The sequence below is a fragment of the Sandarakinorhabdus glacialis genome (assembly GCF_014643455.1).
GTDB lineage: Bacteria > Pseudomonadota > Alphaproteobacteria > Sphingomonadales > Sphingomonadaceae > Sandarakinorhabdus > Sandarakinorhabdus glacialis.
In genome coordinates this window covers 44,619-66,408 of record NZ_BMJM01000006.1, presented here as the reverse complement: position 1 = coordinate 66,408, position 21,790 = coordinate 44,619, and the positions used below count along the sequence as shown (strand labels likewise).

Annotated in this window: 24 protein-coding genes and 2 tRNA genes; 17 read left to right on the top strand and 9 right to left on the bottom strand. The window is 65.9% G+C overall.

All coding sequences use genetic code 11. From position 1 onward, the window contains the following. Positions 1-6: 6 nt before the first annotated feature. Positions 7-435: a protein tyrosine phosphatase family protein gene (locus tag IEW98_RS09845; protein ID WP_188762777.1), complete on the bottom strand. Its 429-nt coding sequence runs from the start codon at positions 433-435 to the stop codon at positions 7-9. Between the two features lie 260 nt (positions 436-695). On the opposite strand from IEW98_RS09845, the gene IEW98_RS09840 reads away from it, so the two are divergent. Beyond that, positions 696-2,069, top strand: a complete 1,374-nt coding sequence (locus tag IEW98_RS09840) for a peptide MFS transporter (RefSeq protein WP_188762776.1) — start codon at positions 696-698, stop codon at positions 2,067-2,069. Here the strand turns inward: IEW98_RS09840 and IEW98_RS09835 are convergent. Continuing rightward, a complete protein-coding gene (locus IEW98_RS09835) occupies positions 2,060-2,953 on the bottom strand; it encodes a pirin family protein (RefSeq protein WP_188762775.1) in 894 nt (297 codons plus the stop codon). The two genes, IEW98_RS09840 and IEW98_RS09835, sit on opposite strands and share 10 nt — an antisense overlap. A 66-nt stretch (positions 2,954-3,019) precedes the next feature. On the opposite strand from IEW98_RS09835, the gene IEW98_RS09830 reads away from it, so the two are divergent. Continuing rightward, positions 3,020-3,262 (top strand): DUF2188 domain-containing protein, encoded by a 243-nt coding sequence (locus IEW98_RS09830; RefSeq protein ID WP_188762774.1) that lies wholly within the window; start codon positions 3,020-3,022, stop codon positions 3,260-3,262. 91 nt (positions 3,263-3,353) lie between these two features. Here IEW98_RS09830 and IEW98_RS09825 read toward each other — a convergent pair whose 3' ends face one another. The 4 genes from IEW98_RS09825 to scpA are packed head-to-tail and all read right to left on the bottom strand — an operon-like array spanning position 3,354 to position 6,496. Beyond that, complete coding sequence (locus IEW98_RS09825) at positions 3,354-3,737, bottom strand: type II toxin-antitoxin system death-on-curing family toxin (RefSeq protein WP_188762773.1); 384 nt, start codon at positions 3,735-3,737, stop codon at positions 3,354-3,356. A gap of 6 nt (positions 3,738-3,743) precedes the next feature. Further along, entirely contained in the window at positions 3,744-3,968 is a 225-nt protein-coding gene (locus IEW98_RS09820) for an AbrB/MazE/SpoVT family DNA-binding domain-containing protein (protein ID WP_188762772.1), read from the bottom strand. Between the two features lie 27 nt (positions 3,969-3,995). Beyond that, positions 3,996-4,355 carry a ribose-phosphate pyrophosphokinase gene (locus IEW98_RS09815; protein ID WP_188762771.1) on the bottom strand — a complete coding sequence of 120 codons (360 nt, stop codon included), beginning with the start codon at positions 4,353-4,355 and terminating at the stop codon, positions 3,996-3,998. Continuing rightward, positions 4,352-6,496 carry a methylmalonyl-CoA mutase gene (gene scpA, locus IEW98_RS09810; protein ID WP_188762770.1) on the bottom strand — a complete coding sequence of 715 codons (2,145 nt, stop codon included), beginning with the start codon at positions 6,494-6,496 and terminating at the stop codon, positions 4,352-4,354. The genes IEW98_RS09815 and scpA overlap by 4 nt, the downstream gene beginning before the upstream one ends. A gap of 144 nt (positions 6,497-6,640) precedes the next feature. Here scpA and IEW98_RS09805 point away from each other — a divergent pair, with 144 nt between their 5' ends. After that, positions 6,641-6,847, top strand: a complete 207-nt coding sequence (locus tag IEW98_RS09805; RefSeq protein WP_188762769.1) for a hypothetical protein — start codon at positions 6,641-6,643, stop codon at positions 6,845-6,847. A gap of 170 nt (positions 6,848-7,017) precedes the next feature. Here the strand turns inward: IEW98_RS09805 and IEW98_RS09800 are convergent, their stop codons facing one another. Then, the gene (locus IEW98_RS09800; protein WP_188762768.1) at positions 7,018-9,786 is read right to left on the bottom strand and encodes a [protein-PII] uridylyltransferase; all 2,769 of its coding nucleotides are present in this window, start codon (positions 9,784-9,786) and stop codon (positions 7,018-7,020) included. A 100-nt stretch (positions 9,787-9,886) separates the two neighbouring features. Here IEW98_RS09800 and IEW98_RS09795 point away from each other — a divergent pair, with 100 nt between their 5' ends. Together IEW98_RS09795 and IEW98_RS09790 are read left to right on the top strand one after the other, a co-directional pair. Further along, a complete protein-coding gene (locus IEW98_RS09795) occupies positions 9,887-11,038 on the top strand; it encodes an aspartyl/asparaginyl beta-hydroxylase domain-containing protein (protein ID WP_188762767.1) in 1,152 nt (383 codons plus the stop codon). Positions 11,039-11,199: 161 nt separating this feature from the next. Next, positions 11,200-11,670, top strand: coding sequence for an AP2 domain-containing protein (locus IEW98_RS09790; RefSeq protein ID WP_207792548.1), 471 nt, complete (start codon positions 11,200-11,202; stop codon positions 11,668-11,670). 125 nt (positions 11,671-11,795) lie between these two features. Here the strand turns inward: IEW98_RS09790 and dgcA are convergent, their stop codons facing one another. Then, positions 11,796-12,788 carry an N-acetyl-D-Glu racemase DgcA gene (gene dgcA / locus IEW98_RS09785; protein WP_188762765.1) on the bottom strand — a complete coding sequence of 331 codons (993 nt, stop codon included), beginning with the start codon at positions 12,786-12,788 and terminating at the stop codon, positions 11,796-11,798. A 63-nt stretch (positions 12,789-12,851) separates the two neighbouring features. Between dgcA and IEW98_RS09780 the strand changes: the two genes are divergently transcribed. Continuing rightward, positions 12,852-13,157 (top strand): hypothetical protein, encoded by a 306-nt coding sequence (locus IEW98_RS09780; protein WP_188762764.1) that lies wholly within the window; start codon positions 12,852-12,854, stop codon positions 13,155-13,157. 122 nt (positions 13,158-13,279) lie between these two features. On the opposite strand, the gene IEW98_RS09775 is transcribed toward IEW98_RS09780, so the two are convergent. After that, positions 13,280-13,353, bottom strand: a tRNA-Cys gene (locus tag IEW98_RS09775). 154 nt (positions 13,354-13,507) lie between these two features. On the opposite strand from IEW98_RS09775, the gene IEW98_RS09770 reads away from it, so the two are divergent. The 11 genes from IEW98_RS09770 (at position 13,508) to IEW98_RS09720 (ending at position 21,391) form a co-directional block, all read left to right on the top strand. Then, positions 13,508-14,248: a protein-L-isoaspartate O-methyltransferase family protein gene (locus tag IEW98_RS09770; RefSeq protein ID WP_207792547.1), complete on the top strand. Its 741-nt coding sequence runs from the start codon at positions 13,508-13,510 to the stop codon at positions 14,246-14,248. Between the two features lie 17 nt (positions 14,249-14,265). Next, positions 14,266-15,687 (top strand): TolC family outer membrane protein, encoded by a 1,422-nt coding sequence (locus tag IEW98_RS09765; protein ID WP_188762763.1) that lies wholly within the window; start codon positions 14,266-14,268, stop codon positions 15,685-15,687. A 65-nt stretch (positions 15,688-15,752) separates the two neighbouring features. Beyond that, positions 15,753-16,049: a DUF2497 domain-containing protein gene (locus IEW98_RS09760; RefSeq protein ID WP_188762762.1), complete on the top strand. Its 297-nt coding sequence runs from the start codon at positions 15,753-15,755 to the stop codon at positions 16,047-16,049. A 15-nt stretch (positions 16,050-16,064) separates the two neighbouring features. After that, positions 16,065-16,394: a YnfA family protein gene (locus tag IEW98_RS09755; RefSeq protein WP_188762761.1), complete on the top strand. Its 330-nt coding sequence runs from the start codon at positions 16,065-16,067 to the stop codon at positions 16,392-16,394. 74 nt (positions 16,395-16,468) lie between these two features. Next, positions 16,469-16,672 (top strand): hypothetical protein, encoded by a 204-nt coding sequence (locus IEW98_RS09750; RefSeq protein WP_188762760.1) that lies wholly within the window; start codon positions 16,469-16,471, stop codon positions 16,670-16,672. Then, positions 16,650-17,369 carry an ATPase gene (locus IEW98_RS09745; RefSeq protein WP_188762759.1) on the top strand — a complete coding sequence of 240 codons (720 nt, stop codon included), beginning with the start codon at positions 16,650-16,652 and terminating at the stop codon, positions 17,367-17,369. Before IEW98_RS09750 ends, IEW98_RS09745 begins: the two co-directional genes overlap by 23 nt. 14 nt (positions 17,370-17,383) lie before the next feature. Further along, a complete protein-coding gene (locus tag IEW98_RS09740; protein WP_188762758.1) occupies positions 17,384-20,038 on the top strand; it encodes a valine--tRNA ligase in 2,655 nt (884 codons plus the stop codon). Next, positions 20,038-20,529: a free L-methionine (R)-S-oxide reductase MsrC gene (msrC, locus tag IEW98_RS09735; RefSeq protein WP_188762757.1), complete on the top strand. Its 492-nt coding sequence runs from the start codon at positions 20,038-20,040 to the stop codon at positions 20,527-20,529. Before IEW98_RS09740 ends, msrC begins: the two co-directional genes overlap by 1 nt. Positions 20,530-20,602: 73 nt before the next feature. Beyond that, complete coding sequence (locus IEW98_RS09730; RefSeq protein ID WP_243450675.1) at positions 20,603-20,797, top strand: type II toxin-antitoxin system HicA family toxin; 195 nt, start codon at positions 20,603-20,605, stop codon at positions 20,795-20,797. 24 nt (positions 20,798-20,821) lie between these two features. Then, complete coding sequence (locus tag IEW98_RS09725; protein WP_188762756.1) at positions 20,822-21,205, top strand: type II toxin-antitoxin system HicB family antitoxin; 384 nt, start codon at positions 20,822-20,824, stop codon at positions 21,203-21,205. A gap of 112 nt (positions 21,206-21,317) precedes the next feature. Beyond that, a tRNA-Gly gene (locus IEW98_RS09720) sits at positions 21,318-21,391 on the top strand. Positions 21,392-21,790 lie beyond the last annotated feature (399 nt).

Below are 21,790 nucleotides of genomic sequence, written 5' to 3'. Positions count from 1 at the left end.
GCAGACTCAGTCCTGGCCGGCGAGACGCCGCAGCGCCGGCAGCATCGCGGACAGGTCATAACCGCCGGCAGCGGCGGTGGCGACGATCGATTCGGGATCGCCATCGCGGGCAGCAAAGGCCAGTGCCCAGAGGCTGGTCGACCGCGTTCCCGAGCGGCAAAAGGCCAGCAGCGGCCCGGTGGTGGCGCCGAGTTCCTCGCCCATCGCGTCGATCTGCGGCTGGCCATAGCCGGACTGGTCGATGGGAATATGGGCGTAACGCAGCCCGGCGGCTTCGGCGGCGGCGGCGATGGTTGCCGATGTCGGCTGGTCGGGCGCCTCGCTGTCGGGACGATTGTTGACGATCGAGGTGAAGCCCTGCGACGCGGCAAGGGCGATATCCGCGGGCGCCAGCTGCGGCGCGACGGAGATGCTGTCGGTGAGGCGAATGAACATGCGTCCCCATTAAACCCGGATGCGGCGCGGCGCTACTGCCCTTCCACGCGATCGTCATGCCGAACCTGTTTCGGCATCCAGTGTCGGGCGAGGCGGGATCGTGCATACTTGGCACCGCGACGGATGCCGAAACAAGTTCGGCATGACGAACGGTTTTTGGGTGGGCATCGTGTCACTTGCGTCTGCCGGACTTTGTGGATTTCATGGCTGCGAAAGCGGGGCCTGCGGATGAACGATACAGCGACGGCGGCGTACGCCGCATGACAGCAACGACCGCGTCAGCGCGCGATCTTCTCGGCCAGCCGCGCGGGCTGGCGTGGCTGTCGGGGACGCAATTCTGGGAAGCGTTCTCGCTGTACGGCATGCAGGCGCTGCTGACGCTGTACATGGTCGGGCAGTTGCTTTTGCCGGGCCATGTCGAGAATGTCGTCGGGATGGGCGGGGTGCGGCGCGGTATCGAGAGCGTCACCGGGCCGATCTCGGACCAGGCCTTCGCCGTCCAGCTGTTCGGGCTATGGGCCGGGCTGGTGCGGTTTACCCCGGTGTTCGGCGGTTACATCGGCGACCGGCTGCTCGGGCGGCGGCGGACGATCATGCTCGGCTGTCTGCTGATGACGGCGGGGCATTTCTGCATGGCGTTCGATGCGAGTTTCCTGCTCGCGCTGCTGCTGCTGATGCTTGGCACCGGCTGCGCCAATTCCAACCTGTTTTCGCAGGTCGGCGGGCTTTACGGGCCAGACGATCGCCGCCGCGACGACGGCATCCAGCTTTATTATTTCGCGCTCAATTGCGGGGCGTTCGTCGCGCCGATCATCTGCGGCTGGATGGGGCAGGAGCTCGGCTGGCATCAGGCGTTCGGGCTGGCGGGGTTCGGCATGCTGGCCGGGCTGCTGGTCTATTGGCTCGGCGGCGCGCATCTGCCGCCCGATCCGCCGCGCGTGGCCGCCGCGGCACGCGCGCCGTTGACCAAGCCCGAACGCCACGCGGTGCAGCTGTTACTGCTGCTCATGCTGGTCCAGGCGGCGTTCTGGGTCGCCCAGTCGCAGGTGTGGAACGTCTATAATCTGTGGGTGCGCGACCATGTCGAAATGTCGGTGCTCGGCTGGCAGATGCCAATTCCGTGGCTGCAGGCGCTCGATGCCATCGCGCCAGGGCTGTTGCTGCCGCTGACACTGTGGATCTGGCGGGCGCAGGCGCGGCGCGGTATCGAGCCCGACGCGATCACCAAGATGGCGATCGGATGCCTGATCTTCGGCAGCGCGCTGGTCTGGCTGGCGGCATCATCTTCTGTATTTAGCGGTCGCGTGCCGTTGCTGTGGGCGGTGGGGTTCCACATGATCGCCAACTGGGGCTGGGTGTTTTTCACCCCGATCGCGGTCGGACTTTATGCGCGAGCGGCGCCGAAATCGCTCAACGCGATGATGATCGGGGTCAATTCGATGGCGGTGTTCGTCGGATCGACCATCAGCGGCCGAATCGGCGGGCTGTACGAAGTGTGGACGCCGGGGCGTTTCTGGCTGCTCCACGCCGGGATCATCGCCGGCGGGGCGTTGCTGTTGCTGGCGTTGCGCCCCGCCGTTCGCCGGATGCTGGCGGCCGATCACGGCCAGCCGCCAGTGGCCGTTCAAGGATAGCTGGTGACCGGCACCGGCGCCGGGGTCTCGGGCAACGGGATGAACTCGCTTTCGCCCGGCACCTGCGCGAACTTGCCGTCGCGCCAGTCGGCCTTGGCTTGTTCGATGCGGTCCTGCGAATGGCTGACGAAGTTCCATTCGATGTGACGCGGTTCGGGATAGGGCGCGCCGCCGAGGATCATGCCGTGGAAGGCGGTATCGGCCGTAAGCGTGGCGGCGCCTTCGCCGACGACGGCCAGCGCGCCGGCGACAAGGGCTTCGCCGTCGATGCGCGCGTTGCCGGAGACCGGATAGACGCCGCGTTCACCCCATTCCGCCGGCAGCTCGATCACCGCACCGGCATCGAGGCGGACTTCAGCATAGATGATCGGATGCGGGAAATCGACCGGCGAGGTCTGGCCGAACATGGTGCCGGCGATGATGACGGCATGCCCGCCGGGCAGGTCGACGACCGGCAAGGATGCCTCGGGGTGATGGACGAAGGCCGGGTCGATCTCGGCGAAGGCGACGGGCAGCGCCACCCACGACTGGATGCCGTGCATGTGGTGGCCGGCCTCGCGCAGGGCGTCGGGCGAGCGTTCGGAATGGCTGATGCCATGGCCGGCGGTCATCCAGTTGACGGCGCCCGGCGCAATATCGATGACCGTGCCGAGGCTGTCGCGGTGAGTCAGGCCGCCGTGGAACAAATAGGTGACGGTCGACAGGCCGATGTGCGGGTGCGGGCGGACATCGATGCCGGCACCGGCGGGGAAGTCGGCGGGGCCCATCTCGTCGAAGAACACGAACGGCCCCAGGCTGCGGCGCTGCGGCGCGGGCAAAACACGCGAGACCGAGAAGCCGCCGAGGTCACGCGAGCGGCCGGCGATGGATTGGGCGATGGACATGGCGTAGGCTCCGGTTGCGCGGGACACGCGTTTCTATGCGCGAGCCATCTTAGCGGGAGGATCTCCATGACTGAAATCCATTACAAGATCGTCGAGCATGACGGCGGCTGGACGTATAAATTGGGCGATGTCTTTGCCGAGACGTTCCGCACGCATGACGAGGCCGTCGCCGCCGCGCGGGTGGTCGCCGAGGAACAGCAGCTCGGCGGCGAGACGGTGCCGATCAGTTGGCAGGATGCGGACGGCAAGTGGCATGAGGAAGTCGCGCGCGGAGATGACCGGCCGCAGGCGGATGTGAGCGAGGGTTAGGGGGGGTGCTATCCCGGGACCCAGTTGCTCGCTGGCGCAGAGAAGTAACTGGGTCCCGGGTCAAGCCCGGGATGACAGCTATTTCAATATGCTAGCGCGGCTGGATGTTGGCACGGAACCAGTCGGCCAAGGCATCTTCGGTAAGCTCTCCTGCAGCGAGGGCCAGCGTCGTGACAACGACGTCGGCCTGGGTCGCGTCGAACGACCAGCCGTTAAGCTCGAGGAACGTCGCCGAGGCGACGAACGCGGTGCGCTTGTTGCCATCGACGAACGGGTGGTTCCGCGCGATACCATAAGCCAAGCTGGCGGCCAGCGCTGCGGCATCCGGATCGCCATAGGCAACCAGGTTTCGCGGCCTTTGCAGCGCCGAGTCGAGCAGGTTGGCATCGCGTATGCCTGCACTTCCGCCATGCGCTGCCAGTTGCTCGCTGTGCAACGCGCGCGCCAAAGGCTCGCTGATCCAGAACCAATCCATCGGGTGCTATTTCGCGAGTTCGCGCAGGGCGTCGCGGTAGCGTGCCATAACTCCGCGAGCGACTTCCATCTGCTCGTCGAACGTCGGGTCATAGGGGCTGAGTTCGATGCCGTTGGGTGTCCGCACCACCGACAGGCTATCGCCCTTCTCGACGCCGAGCTGCGCCAGGATATCCTTAGACAGAATGATCCCGGCACTGTTGCCGATGGCGGTAATCTTGAGGTGCTGCATTGCCTGGCTCCCGTGGTAGTACGGCCGTTATAACGCGGGTTCGGGGTCTTCGCTAGTCTTCCAATAATCGAATGCGACGCGCTGCACCGAACGCAAATAGGCTCCCGCCACCGGGCCTTCCCATGGGCCGACGTAATCGTGGCGCGAGGTCCACCAGCCCTGCCCCGGCAGGCGATCGAGCTCCCGGACGACGAGCGAGGCGAGTGCGGGCTGGCCGGCGGCCTCGGCGCGCTTGTCGACTTCGTCGAGGACGACGCAAAGCGCGCGCATCCGTGGGCGGGTGAAGCGCATGTCCATCGCTTCGAGCAGTTCGGAATAACTCATTGCCCGGCGGCGGCCGGCGGCGGCGCGCAGCAGGGTCTCGATACGTTCGATGTCGAATGTCATTCGGCAGCCAATGATTCGCCGACGGGCGGCAGGTTGTGACCAAGCAGCCGCAGCAGTTCGGCGGCGCTTTCGACGATGTTGGTACCGGGGCCGAAGATTGCCGCAGTGCCGATTTCGCGCAGGAATTCATAATCCTGCGCCGGGATGACGCCGCCGGCGATGACGCGGATGTCAGGACGTTTGGACTCGCGCAGCGCGGCGATCAGCTCGGGCACCAGCGTCTTGTGGCCGGCGGCGAGCGACGATGCGGCGACGATGTCGACATCGAGCGAAAGGGCAAGGTCGCGGGCTTCGTCGGGGGTCTGGAACAACGGGCCGACGGTGGCGTCGAAGCCAAGATCGGCGAGCGCCGTGCCGACGACCTTGGCGCCGCGATCATGGCCGTCCTGGCCCATCTTGACGATCAGGACACGCGGCTTGCGACCCTTGCGGCGCTCGAATGCCTCGACGCCCTCGGCGACGCGGATGTACGCCGGATCGGCCTTGTAGGCTTCGGCATAGACGCCGCTGACCATCTTCACGACGGCGGTGTGGCGGCCGAAAACGTCTTCCATGGCGCTGCTGATTTCGCCCAGAGTGGCGCGGGCGCGGGCGGCGACGACGGCGAATTCGAGGAGGTTGCCCTTGGCGGCGGCGCCCTTTCGCAAGGCGTCGAGCGCGGCTTCGGCGGCGGCGGTGTCGCGGTTGGCGCGCACCGAGGCCAGCCGGGCGACCTGCCCGGCCCTCACCGCCACTGTGTCGACGCTGAGGATCTCGAGTTTCTCGATGGTGGCCGGCTTGTACTTGTTGACGCCGACGATGACCTCCTGGCCCATGTCGACGCGCGCCTGGCGGCCGGCAGCGGCGGCCTCGATCTCGAGCTTGGGCATTCCCGACGCCACCGCCTTGGTCATGCCGCCGAGTGCGGCGACTTCGGCCATGATCTTTTCGGCGCCCTTGACCAGCTGGTCGGTCAGCGCCTCGATATAATAGCTGCCACCCAAGGGATCGACGACCTTGGTGATGCCGGTTTCTTCCTGCAGCACCAACTGCGTGTTGCGGGCGATGCGCGCCGAAAAATCGGTCGGCAGCGCGATGGCCTCGTCGAGCGCGTTGGTGTGGAGAGACTGGGTGCCGCCGAGCGCTGCCGCCATCGCCTCGACGGTGGTGCGGATGACGTTGTTGTACGGATCCTGCTCCTGCAGCGAGACGCCCGACGTCTGGCAATGGGTACGCAGCATCAGCGAGCGCGGGTCCTTGGCGCCGAAATCGGTCATGATCTTGGCCCAGAGCGTCCGTGCGGCGCGCAGCTTGGCGATCTCCATGAAGAAATTCATGCCAATGGCGAAAAAGAAGCTCAGCCGCCCGGCGAAGGCGTCGACATCGAGCCCCTTGGCCTGCGCTGCCTTCACATATTCCATGCCGTCGGCAAGCGTGAACGCCAGCTCCTGGAGGTTGGTCGCGCCGGCTTCCTGCATATGATAGCCGGAAATGCTGATGCTGTTGAACTTGGGCATGTTTTTCGACGTGTATTCGATGATGTCGGCAACGATCCGCATGCTCGGCTCGGGCGGGTAGATATAGGTGTTGCGGACCATGAACTCCTTGAGCACGTCGTTCTGGATGGTGCCGTCGAGCTTGTCCTGGCTGACGCCGGCTTCCTCGGCGGCGACGATAAAGAACGCCAGGCACGGAATCACCGCGCCGTTCATCGTCATGCTGACCGACATCTGGTCGAGCGGAATCTGGTCGAACAGGATCTTCATGTCCTCGACGCTGTCGATCGCCACCCCGGCCTTGCCGACGTCGCCGGCGACGCGCGGATGGTCGCTGTCATAGCCGCGGTGGGTGGCGAGGTCGAAGGCGACGCTAAGGCCCTTTTGCCCGGCGGCGAGGTTGCGGCGGTAGAAGGCATTCGATTCCTCGGCGGTGGAAAAGCCGGCGTATTGGCGCACCGTCCATGGCCGGCCGGCGTACATGCTGGCGCGGACGCCGCGGGTGAAGGGCGCAAAACCCGGCAGGCCGGGATCGATGCCCTCGACATCGGCGGCGGTATAGAGCGGCTTGACGTCGATGCCCTCGGGCGTCGGCCAGGTCAGGTCGGCGCCCTTGACCTCCTTTGCCGCCATCTTCCGCCAGTCATCGAGGCTTGGTTTCGTCATTACCGATCTCCCACCGGCCCTATACGCGCGGACGGGGGCAGGGCGTCAACCGATGGGGCGCGCCACCCGCCAACTATGGCAGGGCGGGAACAGCTTTGCAGCGCGGGGCGTTTGGGACTCGCAACGATTTGACGGAGAACGATCATGGCCGAAGATCCCGAAGTGCTGACGACCACCGAAGCGCGCGGCGGCACTGGTAACAACGTCGTGCGCTACGTGCTGTTCATCTCGGTGCTGCTTGCCATCGGCGCGATGGTGTGGACGTTCGTGCTGTCGCCCAAGGGTGAGCAGCAGGGGGCGACTTCGACAGGGCCCGTCGACGGGGCGACGACGACGGGGAATTCGCAATAGATTTTGTCCTCCCCCTGGAGGGGGGAGGCGACTCGCGCTACTTGGCGCGGCGGGTGGGGGTGTCTCCCTGCGCCGACAGGGGACCACCCCCACCCGGGCCGCGAAGCCGCGTCTCTCGCATCCCCCGTTGACGCGAAGGCGTCGCCTACGGCTGAGGGGGAGGAAAAGGGCTACTCTGCTGCTTCCAGCGTCTCGTTCCGGCCGATGCTTCCCCCGGCGAGATCGAGCAGCCGCTTTTCAAGCGTCTTCAGTCGAGCCACGCTGTCGATCTTCTGTCCGGTCAGGTCGGTCAAATAGAATGTATCCGTCGCGCGCTCGCCATAGGTGGCGATGTGGGCGCTGTGGATCGTCACCCGGCTCTGGAACAGCGCATGGGTCAGCGAATAGAGCAACGCCGGCCGATCGGCGGCGTTGACCTCGACCACCGTGTAGCGATTCGACGCCTTGTTATCGATCAGCACATTGGGCTCGACCTTGAAAACTTCGGCGCGCCGGCGCGCCAACGGGCGCGCAGCGAGGCGGTCGGCGAGGCGGATCTTGCCGGTCAGCACGTCCTCGATCATCCGCCGCATCCGGTTAAGCTGCGCATCCTCGGCGAACGGCCGCCCGATCGGGTCGGCGATGACGAAATTGTCGATGGCCTGGCCGTCGCGCGTCGTATGGATGCGCGCGTCGAGAATATTGGCGCCGCCCAGCGAAATCGCCCCGGCGATGCGATAGAACAGCCCCGGGTGATCGGCGGCATAGATCGACACCAGCGTCGTCCCCGAAGCGGCATCGGGCACCGCGGTGATCGACAATTGCCGCCCCGATTCGTCCGCCGCCGCGATCATCGCGGCATTACCCGCCAGCGCCTCGCAGGTCTCGGCGATCCAGTAGCTGTCGGCGAAGCGCGCCGCATATCTGGCGAAACGCGCCTTGTCCCAGCCGAGCGTCGCCGCCAGCCCCTGCTGCTTGGCCTCGATGCGCTCGCTGCGGCCCTTGTGCTTGTGGCCGAGCCGCAGCACTTCTTCTGCCGAATCGTACAAATCCCGAAGCAGCTGGCCCTTCCAGTTGTTCCACACCCCCGGCCCGACGGCGCGAATATCGACGACGGTCAGCACCAGCAGCAGCCGCAGCCGTTCGGGGCTGGCGACGGTCTCGGCGAAATCGAGGATCGTCTTGAAATCGGCGAGATCGCGCTTGAAGGCCGTCCGCGACATCAGCAAATGATGCCGCACCAGCCACGCCACCGTCTCGGTTTCGGCCGCGGTCAGCCCCAGCCGCGGGCACAGCTTTTCGGCGATGTCCGACCCGAGTTCGCTATGGTCGCCGCCGCGCCCCTTGGCGATGTCGTGGAGCAGCACCGCGACATGGAGCACCCGCCGCGACACGAGCTGCTGGACGACCCGCGCCGACACCGGATGCTCGGCCTTGAGGATCCCCGATTCGATCAGCGCGACCAGCCCGATGGCGCGGATGGTGTGCTCGTCGACGGTGTAGTGATGGTACATGTCGTACTGCATTTGGGCGACGACGCGCCCGAAGTCGGGAATGAAACGTCCAAAAACGCCGGCTTCGTTCATCCAGCGCAGCACGCTTTCCGGGTCGTTGCGGCTGGTCAGTACCTGCAAAAACAGCGCATTTGCCGTAGTATCGCGCCGCACCCGGTCGTCGATCAGCGTCGCATCGCGCGCCGCCTGGCGCATCGCCTGCGGATGGATGGTCAGCTTCTGCCGGTCGGCCAGCGCAAAGATTTCGAGCAACCGCACCGGGTCCTCGCGGAAAAAGCCATCGCTCGGCACGCCGATCTGGCCGCGGCGCAGTGTAAAGCCGTTGAGCCGCGACGGCCGCCGGGTCAGCACCGGCAACCAGCTCGACTTGGCAAAACTCTCGTCCAGATGCGCCAGGAACAACCCGGTCAGGTCGCCGACAGTCTTCGCCATCAGGAAATAATGCCGCATGAAACGCTCGACCGCCGACATGCCGCCGCGCTCGGCATAGCGCAGCCGCGCCGCCAGTTCGCGCTGCACATCAAAGGTCAGGCGTTCTTCAGCGCGCCCGGCGATATCGTGGAGGTTGATCCGCACCGCCCATAGAAAACTCTCGGCGCGGCGAAACTGGCGCAGCTCGCTCGACGACAACAGGCCCTTGTCGACAAGCTCGGCGACGGTCTCGACCTGATAGGCGTATTTGCCGATCCAGAACAGCGTGTGGAGGTCGCGCAGCCCGCCTTTGCCTTCCTTGAGGTTGGGTTCGACGACATAGCGGCTGTCGCCCATTTTCTTGTGTCGGGCGTCGCGTTCGGCGAGCTTTTCGGCGGTAAACGCTTTCGCCGTACCAGCGACGATTTCGCGGCGAAAGCGCGTCGTCGCTTCCTCGTACAAAGGCTGGTCGCCCCAGACGAAACGCGATTCGAGCAGCGCCGTGCGGATGGTGATGTCGGCCTTGGCCATGCGCATCATGTCGTCGAGCGAGCGCGTCGCATGACCGACCTTGAGCCCCAGGTCCCACAACAAATACAGCATCGTCTCGATGACCTGCTCGCCCCAGGCGGTCTGTTTCCACGGCGTCAGGAACAACAGGTCGATGTCCGAATACGGCGCCATCTGGCCGCGGCCATAGCCCCCCACCGCGACCAGGGTCAGCCGCTCCGACGAGGTGCGGTTGGTCGCCGGGTATAGATCGGTGACGACGACATCGAACAGGATTCGCAGCAGCTGGTCGACGAGGAACGCCTGCGCCCCGGCCAGCTCCAGGCCCTTCGACGGCGTCTCGCGCAGCCGCCGCTGCAATTCGGCCCGGCCATCCGCGAGCGCACTGCGCAACGTCGCCGCAAGCAAGGCCCGGCGCAACTCGAAGCCCTGCGTCGTCGCCATGCCCGCCGCTAGCGCATCGGACAATGCGCGCCGGTCGATGATGGCGCGGCGATTGGGGACAGTGTCGGGGCGAGAGGCCATGCTGTCTAGATAGGCGCGCCCGGCACAGGTTCAAAGCGGCAGTTTGGACAGTGAAGCGCACCCGATTGGCGGCGTCGTCATCCCTCGCTATCACGGCACCATGAACGACCCTGCCAAAGCCCGGCTCGAAGCCATCGCCCATGCCGGCATCGCCGCCCTGCGCCGCCGCGACGGCGCGGCGGCGCGGCCGGCGTTCGACGAGATCGTCGCCAGCGGCCGCGCCAGCCCGCAGATCTGGCTGATGCTGGCGCAAGCGTGCGACCTCGAGGATGACCGCCCGGCAGCGCGCTCGGCACTGGCGCAGGTGCTCGCCGCCGATCCTGCCAATCTTTACGCGCTGGTCATGCACGGCGAGCTGCTGACCCGCGACGGCGACGACCGTGCCGCGGTCAGCTGGTACGCGCGGGCGCTATCGGGGGCCTCGGGCGCCCAGGGCTTGCCGCAGGACCTGCTCGAACGCCTGCGCCGCGCCGAAGCCGAGCACGCCGCCGCATCGGGGCGCTTCATGGCAAAGTTGCAGGATTCGCTGGCCGCCGCCGGAGTCGATGACAACACCGCCGGGCCGCGCTTTGCCGAGGCGCTGGCGATTGTTTCCGGGCAAGCTCGGCCGTTCCTGCAGGAGCCGACCAGTTTCTATTTCCCCGGCCTGCCGCAGCGCGCCTTTTACGACCCCGCCGATTTCGCCTGGACCGCGGCGCTGGAGGAGGCCACTTCGGCGATTACTGCCGAAGTGGCGGCAATCCTCGCCGATCGCGCCGGGTTGCAGCCCTATGTCGAACGCCCGAAAGATCGCCCGGCAAAGGCGCACAGCCTGCTCGATGACCCGCGCTGGAGTGCCTATCACCTGGTCCGGGACGGCGTCCCGGTCGCCGAACACGCGGCGCGCTGCCCGGCGACGATGGCGGCGATCGCCGGCCTGCCGATCCCGGTCATCGCCGGCGCTTCGCCGATGGTGCTGTTCTCGATCCTGGCACCGGGCACGCATATCCAGCCGCACAACGGCATGCTCAACACCCGGCTGATCTGTCATCTGCCCTTGGTCGTGCCCGACAATTGCCGACTCCGCGTGGGCAACACGGTGCGCACCGTCGACGCCGGCAAGATGTTGATTTTCGACGACAGCATCGAGCATGAAGCTTGGAACGACAGCGATGCACCACGCGCGATCCTGCTGTTCGAAATCTGGCGTCCCGAGCTCGACGATGGTGAACGCCAGGCATTGCGCGCCATGTTCGAGGCGACATCGCACTGAAGCGAATACCAACCCCGGCCCAGCCCAGACCGCCGATAGTAAAATCCTGCACTAATCCGAAATGGTCACAATACTTCGTTGTGAGTAACGATTTGCTAATCAATCCCTGTCTATAGCAGAGGCTGCTTGGTAGTCGTGCGGGACTGTTAATGCCAAATCATATGGTGCGCGTTGCGGATGCGACGAAAAGAATGTTCGGATATTATGCGTATGCGACTATAGATGGTCGATTTACAAGGACGTACTTCAGCGACCTGCGTTATGGCAGTGCCGAGAAAGCCCATGATGCGGCACTCGAAGTCATCGAGGGTAGTATCGAAGACCAGCGCCTCTACCTCTCGTTGAAGCGGCGGTATCATCGCCGCGCCAACTCGCCGGGCGATGTTCCAGGCGTCAACCGGGTGCCGACCGCGCCCGACGACAACAACGGCTATTGGATCGCGCGGTGGCACGACGCGCAAGGCCGGCGGCGATCGCGCAAGTTCAGCGTCCGCAAATACGGCGAGCGGCTGGCCTATGATTGGGCCTTGCAGACGCGCTTGCAGGCAACGCTTGAAGAGCGCTCGCGGCTGTGCCTGTTCCGCACGACGATGGCCGATTTCCATTTCGAGCGGCCCGGGCTACCGGCCTGAGCCAACTTGTCCTCCCCCTCGAGGGGGGAGGCGAGAGACGCGTCTTCGCGGCCCGGGTGGGGGTGTCCCCTGCGCCAGAGGGGGGACACCCCCACCCGCTCGCGAAGCCGCGAGTCGCCTCCCCCCTATCCCCACAGTTCCGCTTCCGGCGGCCAGACGTCCGAATCCTCGAACCGCAAGCCCCCTGCCCGGTCCTCGATCAGCAACGGCCCATCCAGGTCGGCATATTGCCCTTGCATCGCCACATAGAACGCCGGCGCGATGCCCAGCGACGTCGACAGCATGCACCCGGTCATGATGCCCAGCCCGCGCGTCCGTGCTGCATGGACCAGCGCCATCGCCTCGGTCAGCCCGCCGGCCTTGTCGAGCTTGATGTTGATATGGCTGTACCGGCCGATGATCTCGCCCAGGGTCGCCCGGTCATGGCAGGATTCGTCGGCCGCCAGCGGCACCGCTGACCGCACGCCATCGAGCAGCGCATCCTGCCCCGCCGGCACCGGTTGCTCGATCAGTTCGACCCCCAGCAACGCCAGCGCCGCCGCCGTCCGCGCGATATCGGTGCCGCCCCAGGCCTCGTTGGCGTCGACGATCAGCCGCGCATCGGGCGCCGCCGCGCGCACCGCCGCCACCCGCTCGATATCGCCGTCGGGGCCGCCATCGCCGCCCAGCTTGATCTTCAACAACTCGCGCGCCTTGGCCACCCCGGCCGCCGCCGCCATCGCACCGGGATCCGCCAGGCTGATGGTATAGGCGGTCAGCATCGGCCGCGGCGCGGGCAGGCCGAGCAGCTGCCACACCCGCCGGCCGGCCAGCTTGGCCTCGAGATCCCACAGCGCCGCGTCGAGCGCGTTGCGCGCCGCCCCCGGCCCCATCAGCGTCAGCAGGTCGGCACGCGTTGCTCCCGCCGCGACAGCATCGCCCTGCGCCAGAATCTGGCCGACGACCGTTGTGGCGGTCTCGCCGTGGTAGTAGATCGCGGTGCCCTCGCCGCGCCCAAGGTGGGCGCCGCCGGTTACCTCGGCAACCACGACGTCGACATGGGTCTTGGCCCCGCGCGCGATAGTGAACACCCCGCGCACCGGAAATCGTTCGACGCGGGCGACAAGGTTACGGACCATCGCGGTTCCTTGCCGTATCGCCGCCGGGTTTCCAAGCGCTCCGGAAGCGCTAGACTGCCGGCCATGAACGACGACGAAGACATCGAACTCGACGCAGTCGCCGCGGTCGCCCGCATCACGGCACTCGAGATGCTGGTCCGCCAGATGATGATCGTCCAGCTGCGGATTCTCGATCGCATGGGCGAGATCAAGCTGACCCCCGAATATATCAAGAGCGTCGCCGCCGCCTATGCCGAGAAGGTCGACGCCTCGCCGATCATCGAATCGAATTCGCCCGAAGTGAACTATGAGTTCAAGGTCAACGTGCTGCACAATCTCGAGCGCTTCTTCGACGAGCTCGAAGCGCATGTTAAGGACAACCCGACCTAACAAGCCTTTCGTCATGCCGAACTTGTTTCGGCATCCATCGCGGGGCAAAGCAGCCTGCGGGCGCCGAGCGGGCACGCGGTGCCGAACCCGTTCGACACCACATCGCACGCGTGCAAAAAATCTGGAGGCCCGACCGGGAATCGAACCCGGGTTCACGGATTTGCAGTCCGTTACGTCACCACTCCGCCATCGGGCCGGCACCCGGCTATTCGCCGGGCGGGCGCTCCCCCTAGCAATGGAGCTTGGCGAGAGCAACAGCGGCGTCTAGAGAAAGCGCTGTCGCAACGAATTCGATTGCGACTCAGCTGTATTATATGTACACGACACCTAGTTTATTGCGAGATCCGCCGTTGACCAGCTCCGCTCCCCATGTCGCTGACATTCCTGCCGATGCTGCGGCGTTGCAAGCCAGCGTCCAGCGCCAGATGATGCCCGGCGCGCAGCGCCAGACCATGATCGACAGCCAGCTTCGCACCGTCGGCGTCAGCGACGACATCGTCCTGTCCGCCATCGCCGCCGTGCCCCGCGAAAACTTCGTGCCGTCCCGGCTCAAGGGCCTCGCCTATGCCGATGCGGCGCTCGAAGTCGGCGAGCAGCGCTGGCTGCTCGAACCGATGGTGCTGGCGCTGTTGCTGCAGAACGCCCGCGTCCGTGCCGGCGACCGGGTCCTCGTTATCGGTGCCGCCACCGGCTATTCGGCCGCCGTGCTGACCGCCGTGGGCGCCGAAGTGACCGCGCTCGAAAGCGACGAAGCGCTGCTCGCCCAGGCTCGCGCATCGGGTGTCACGGTCGTTTCCGGGTCGCTGGTGGCCGGCTGGCCCGGCGCTGCGCCCTATGACGTGGTGCTGTTCGAAGGCGCCATCGAAAGCGTGCCCGCCGCGATCGCCGCGCAGATCGCCCCCGTCACCGGACGCGCCGCGGCGGTCATGCGCAGCACGGGCGGCGGCCTTGGTGGGGGCGGCAGCAACATCGTCGGCCGCGCCTTTGCCGGCATCGTCCTCGCCGATGGCCGCATCGCCGGGCTGCCGTTCCTCGAAGTCGCAGCCAAGCCGCTGCCCGGATTCGCCACCGCCCGCGAATTCGTATTTTGATCCGAAAGTCGCACTGAATGCTAGCCAGAACCCTGCTGCTCCTCGGCGCGGCCCTGCTGTCCGCCGCGCCCGCGACGGCCGAAACGCTCGCCACCGCGATCGAGGCCGCCTATGCGACCAACCCGGAGCTCGGGGCCCAGCGCGCCGCCGTTCGACAGGCCGACGAACTCGTGCCCCAGGCGCTCGTCGCCGGGCGCCCGACGGTGGGCAGCCAGCTCAGCGCCGAACAGGCGGCGCTGTCGTTCGCCGACAACGGCCGCACCTATATTGCCGGCCTGCAGATCAACCAGTCGCTGTACCGCGGCGGCCGCGTCGGCACCGCCACCTCGGCGGCCGAAAATCGCATTCTGGCGGCGCGCTCGCGGCTGCGCGCCGTCGAGAACCAGATCATCCTGAACGTCGTCACCGCCTATGCCGACGTCATCCGCTTCGCCCGCGTCGTGGAGCTCAACAATAGCCAGGTCAACGTCCTCGAACGCGAGCAGCAACAGTCCAAGGACCGGTTCGAGGTCGGCGACCTGACCCGCACCGATGTCGCCCAGTCGCAGGCGCGGCGGGCCAATGCCGTGGCGAACCTCGTGGTCGCTGAAAACCAATTCGCCGCCGCGCGCCAGGCCTTCCTGCGCGTTGTCGGCCGGCTGCCCGACAATCTCGAACCGATGCCGCCGCTGCCGTTGCTGCCGGGCACGTCGGGACAGGCCGTCGATTTTGCACGGGACAACAACGCCAACGTCCTCGCCGCGCGCTTCGACGAAGCCGCCGCGCGCTACGACGTCAAGACACTGCAAAAGCAGCGTTTGCCGACCGTCGATGCACAGCTCGGCGCGGCCTATGTCTATCAGGAAGCCGGCGGCGGCGGTAACAGCTTCGTTCGCCAGGGCGGTTTCTTCACCCAGACCGGCGGCCTGACCGCGACGGTGCCGCTCTACCAGGCCGGGCTGGTCGGCTCGCAGGTCCGCGAAGCCCAGGCGCGGCAAAGCCAGTTGCTCGAAACCATCTCGGTCACCGGCCGCCAGGTCGAGGAAAACGTCACCAACAGCTTTAACCAGCTGCGCGCCGCGCGCGCCGTCATCGAGGCCAACCAGGTCGCCGTCGACGCCAACACGCTGGCGGCCGAAGGCGTTCAGCAGGAAAACCAGGTCGGCACGCGCACCATCATCGAAGTCCTCAACGCCGAACAGGAGCGCCTCAATGCCGAGGTCAACCTCGTCACGGCGCGGCGCGAGGAGCAGGTTGCCGCCTATTCGCTGCTCGCCTCGGTCGGCGCCGCCGAAGCCGTGGCGCTCGGCGTGCCGGTGCAGGAATTCGACGCGGTCAGCAATGCGCGCTACGTCCGCCACCGCATCGTCGACGACACCGGCGCCGGACCGCCCGCGCTGCCGCTGCCCGAAGACGCCCGTGCCAGTCGTTCGGCGCTGGTCGGTCCGCCGCAGCCGTAACATCATTTCGACAGTCGCCGTGCTACGGCTTTCTTAACCGGCATTCCTGTTCTAGATTGAACCGCATGAGCGATCTTCCACCCAATATCGACGCCATCCTCGCCTCCATCCGGTCGCGGATGAACGACGAGGGCGACTTTCAGCCGGTGCACGAGGAAACCCTGCCGGTGCTGGTGCAAACTGCCGCGCCGGTCCCGCCGGCGGACCTGGGGGCGGTTGCCATTCCAGGCGGCATGACGCTCGATACGCTGATGCGCTCGATGCTCGAACCGATGCTCAAGGACTGGCTTGACGCCAACATGCCCGAAATCGTCGAGCGCATCGCCCAGGCCGAAATCAAACGGCTGACCGGCAAGGACTGACGCCCGGCGCCTTCAGTGCCCAACCCCGCCACCCTGGCGATCTATGCCGGCGCCGCCGCTGCCGAGATCGCCGGCTGCTTCGCCTTCTGGGCGTGGCTGCGCCTCGGCAAATCGATATGGTGGCTTGTCCCCGGCAGCGCTGCGCTGCTGCTGTTCGCCTGGCTGCTCACCCGCGTCGACTCGGGCGCCGCGGGCCGCACCTTTGCCGCTTATGGCGGCATCTACATCACCGCGTCGCTCATCTGGATGTGGGCCGCCGAAGGCCTGCGCCCCGATCGCTGGGACCTGATCGGCGGCGGCATCTGCCTGCTCGGTGCGGCCATCATCATCGCCGCGCCGCGCTGACCGAAGCTCGACAACGCCGGCGAAGCCGATTGAACCCCGGCTGCGACCTGCTATATCTGGGCCAAGGAGACGACATGGCGATCAGGCCCGAAATCACCCCCAGCGACTTGCCGACCAAGATCGTCCGTTCCGCCGATGGCACCATCGTGCGAATGAAGGTCGTGCAATCCGACAGCGATACGCTGGAACTCGATCTGCTCGCCGCCTTCCGCTCGAACGTCCGCAGCATCCGGGCCGATCAGCGCAAGCGCGACCGTGCCGCCAAAATCTCCGCGTAAACCCGAACGCCCGATTCTCTGGATTATTGCCGGCCCCAACGGCAGCGGCAAGAGTTCGCTTTATAATCGCAGCGACATCGAGGGCTGGGGTGGTTCGGTGTGGATCATCAACCCCGATCTGCTGACCCAGCATATCACCGAAAGCGAAAATCTCGATCTACTCGCGGCCAACCTCGCCGCCGTGCAGCGCATCGAAACCTGGCTCGACGCCTCGCTCGCCATCTACCAGACGATCGGCGTCGAAACCGTGTTGTCGTCGCCCAAATATCGCGCGCTGGTGACGCGGGCGCAGGCGCTCGGCTTCGAAGTCCGCATGATCTATGTCCTGTTGCAAAGCGCCGCGATGCAGATCGAACGGGTCCGGCTGCGCGTCGTCGGCGGCGGCCACGATGTTCCCGAGGGCAAGATACGATCGCGGCGGACGCGCTCGTTCGAGCAACTGGCGTGGTTCGCAGCGGAGGTCGACTGGCTGGCGGTGTTCGACAACAGCTTCGGCGAACCGATCCTGCGCGCCACCAAGCGCCGCGGCGCCGATATGGTCTGGCTGCAGCGCCCGGGCAAGACGCTGCGCAGCGACCTGATCGCCGCCGGCGTGATTACCGCCGCCGAAACGCCCGTTCCTGCGGCGGAACCAGCGCAAAAACGCCGCCGCCGCGCGCCTGCCCGCTTGAAAAAATTGCCATCCGCCGAGCGTTAGGCAAAAGACGCTGCATGACTCTTCCCGACACGCTTATCGAAAAGACTTTCAGCCCCGCCGACTTCGAGCAGCGCTGGTACGCGCATTGGGAGGCGGTAAACGCCTTCCGCCCCGAGCGCCCCGACGCCAAGCCGTACACAATCATCATCCCGCCGCCCAACGTTACCGGCTCGCTGCACCTCGGCCACGCCCTCGACAATACGCTGCAGGACATATTGATCCGCTATCACCGCCTGCTCGGCCGCGATGCGCGCTGGGTCGTCGGCACCGATCACGCCGGCATCGCGACGCAGATGGTCGTCGAACGCCAGCTCGCCGAAAGCACCCAGGCCACCACCCGCCAGGCGATGGGCCGCACAGCGTTCCTCGAAACCGTCTGGGACTGGAAACGCACCAGCGGCGGCGCCATTACCCAGCAACTCCGCCGCCTCGGTGCCAGCTGCGACTGGTCGAACGAGCGCTTTACGATGGACGAAGGCTTCAACAAGGCCGTCACCAAAGTCTTCGTCACGCTGTTCGAGCAAAAACTTCTGTATCGGGACAAGCGTCTCGTCAACTGGGACCCCAAGCTGAAGACCGCGATTTCCGACCTCGAAGTCGAATTCCGCGAGGTCGACGGCAATCTCTGGCACTTCCGCTACCCGATGGAGGACGGTTCCGGCTTCATCGCCATCGCCACGACGCGCCCCGAAACCATCCTCGGCGATGGCGCCGTCGCGGTGAATCCCGACGACCCCAAGATGGCGCACTTCGTCGGCAAGCGCTGCCGGCTACCGCTGGTCGATCGCCTCATCCCGATCATCACCGATAGCTACGTCGAGGCCGATTTCGGCACCGGCGCCGTCAAGATCACCGCCGCACATGATTTCAACGATTTCGAGGTCTACAAGCGCCACCCGGAGGCCAACATCCCGGTCATCAATCTGATGAACGACGATGCGACGATGTCCGACGCCTGCCCCCCCGAGTATCGCGGGCTCACCCGCGAGGAGGCCCGCAAGAAAGTCATCGCCGATTTCGACGCGCTCGGCCTGCTCGACAAGGTCGAACCCCACCGCCATCAGGTGCCATACGGCGACCGCTCGGGCGTGATCATCGAGCCCTACCTGACCGATCAATGGTATGTGAACGCCGCCGAACTGGCCAAGCCGGCGCTCGAAGTCGTCAAGTCCGGCGCCACCCAGTTCGTGCCGAAAACCTGGGAAAAGACCTATTACAACTGGATGGAAAACATCCAGCCATGGTGCGTGAGCCGCCAGCTCTGGTGGGGCCATCAGATCCCGGCCTGGTACGACGAGGGCGGCAAATGCTATGTCGCCGAAACCGAGGAAGCCGCCCAGGCGCAGGCCGGCAGCGCCGCCGTGCTGACCCGCGACGAGGACGTCCTCGACACCTGGTTCTCCTCCGCGCTCTGGCCATTCGCCACTCTCGGCTGGCCTGAGAAAACCGACGAACTCGCCCGCCATTATCCCGGCGACGTGCTCGTCACCGGCTTCGACATCATCTTCTTCTGGGTCGCCCGCATGGTCATGCAAGGCCTGCATTTCATGGACGACGTGCCGCCGTTCAAGACCGTCTATTGCCACGGCCTCGTCCGCGACGCCAAGGGCGCCAAGATGTCCAAGTCCAAGGGCAACACCGTCGATCCGCTGACCCTGGTCGACAAATACGGCGCCGACGCGCTGCGCTTCACGCTGACCGCGATGGAATCGCAGGGCCGCGACATCAAGCTCGATGAAAAGCGCGTCGAAGGCTATCGCAACTTCGCGACAAAGCTCTGGAATGCCGCGCGTTTCTGCCAGTCGAACGGCATCGGCGCGTCGACCACCGTCGAACCCCCCAAGGCCGAAAATGCCGTCAACCGCTGGATCATCGGCGAGGTCGCCACCACCGCGCGCGCCCTCGAAACCGCGATGGCGACCTATCGCTTCGACGCCTATGCCGACGCCATCTACGGCTTTGCCTGGAACCGCTTCTGCGACTGGTACCTCGAACTCACCAAGCCGCTGCTCGCCGAGGGCGCCGACCCCGTCGTCGCCGCCGAAACCCGCGCCGTCAGCGGCTGGGCGCTCGACCAGATCCTCGTCATGCTCCACCCGGTCATGCCGTTCCTCACCGAGGAGCTCTGGCACAAGCTCGGCGCCCGCAGCCGCGACCTGATTGTCTCCGAATGGGTGCGGACGGACGCCATTCCCGCCGACCCCGCCGCCAGCGCCGACATCGAATGGCTGATCGGGCTCGTGTCGGAAGTCCGCTCGGCGCGCACCGAACTCAACGTCCCCCCCGGCGCCAAGCTCGGCTATTCGGTCGAAGGCGCCGGCGCCGCCACCACCGCGCGCCTGTCGGCCAACGCCGCCGCCATCGAGCGCCTCGCCCGCATCGTGCCCGCCACCACCACGGCTACCGGCGGCAAGCTGCAACTCGTCCACGCCGACGCGACCTACGCACTGCCCCTCGAAGGCGTCGTCGACCTCGCCGCCGAAAAGGCCCGCCTCGAAAAGGCCATCGCCACCGCCTCGAAGGAGCGCGACGCCCTCGCCGGCCGCCTCGCCTCGCCCGGCTTCACCGAAAAGGCCAAGCCCGAAGCCGTCGAAAAGGCCCGCGACGACCACGCCGCCCGCTCCGCCGAAGCCGAACGCCTCGGCGCAGCCTTGGCCAGGCTGGGCTGATGTCCTTCACCGCAACCCCGCTATCCGGCTCCCCCGACGAGCAATACCGCGACCTCGCCGGGCAACTCGCAGGGCTGCTCCACGGCGAACGCGACATGATCGCCAACGCCGCCAACACCGCCGCGCTGATCTTCACCCAGCTCCCCGGCCTCAACTGGACCGGCTTCTACTTCGTGCGGGGCGGTGAGCTCGTCCTCGGTCCCTTCCAGGGCAAGCCCGCCTGCATCCGCATCCCCATCGGCAAGGGCGTCTGCGGCACGGCGGCGGCCACCCGCACGACCCAGTGCATCGCCGACGTCCACGCCTTCCCCGGGCACATCGCCTGCGACGCCGATTCGCGCTCCGAACTCGTCGTCCCGCTGATCAAGGACGGCCAGGTCATCGGCGTTCTCGACCTCGACAGCCCGCTCCCCGATCGCTTCCAGGCCATCGACCAGACCGGCATCGAAGTTCTCGCCGCGCTGTTTACCGAAGCGAGCGACACTCCCTAAAATCAGTCATATGGACTAGTATGCATCAGACTTGACAGCTTGCCATACATATTGATATGTACAGAAAATCAGGATGACGATGCGTAGCAAGGATGTGATCGTCAGGATCGAAGCCGATGGGTGGCAGCAAGTTGCACAAAAGGGCAGCCATCGTCAGTTCCGGCACCCGGTCAAGGCCGGACGTGTGACGGTACCGCATCCCAAGTCGGATCTGGCCATCGGCACGATCAAAAGCATCGAAAAGCAAAGCGGCGTATTGCTTCGATAGATGGTGCCGGACAGGAGACGAGAAATGGAAGTGCATTTTGCCGCAATCATCGAACGAGCGTCGGATGGATTCAGTGTTTATTTCCCCGATCTGCCCGGCTGCACATCTGCCGGCGATACAGTGCAGGCGGCGGCGGCAAATGCCGGCGACGCCCTTGCATTCCATCTGGCGGGAATGACCGAGGATGGCGACACTGTGCCTGAACCCACGCCCCTTGATGCCATCGAGCGGGACATCGAGAGCAGTGAAATCGGCCGCATCCTCGTCGCAACCGAAAGGCCGGGCAAAAGTATCCGATTGAGTATCACGATGGACGAGGCCCTGATCGGGGCAATCGACCGCGTCGCAGCCAACCGATCGGGGTTTCTGGCGGAAGCGGCACGAGCAGCGCTGGCACGGCGGTCCTAGTCTTTGTGTTGACCAGGCCACCACCGTCGTGGCAATGGGCGAACGTCTGGCCGACAGCGCTGTAAAACTCGCTGTAAAACAACAGGCCTATCGAGCACCAAGTGCTTGATATGCGGGTGTAGCTCAATGGTAGAGCTTTTGCTTCCCAAGCAAGTGACGAGGGTTCGATTCCCTTCACCCGCTCCAACGCCGCCGGACAGTGCCGCGAACCCCCGCCCCTTGTAACGCTGCGCTAGCGGGTTCGATTCCCTTCACCCGCTCCAACGCCGCCGGACAGTGCCGTGAACCCCCGTCCCTTGTAACGCTGCGCTAGCGGGTTCGATTCCCTTCACCCGCTCCAACGCCGCCGGACAGTGCCGCGAACCCCCGCCCCTTGTGACGCTGCGCTAGCGGGTTCGATTCCCTTCACCCGCTCCAGCCCTCGTTTTCCTCCCTCTTGAGGGGGGAGGCGAGAGACGCGCGCTTGCGCGGACCTGGGGGTGATCGCCCCGCATCACCGGCCATCCTATCGCAGCCCAAGCACCCACTCCATTCCTCCGATTGCCGCCACCCCCGCGCTCGGCTAGCAAACCCCGAAGCCACCTT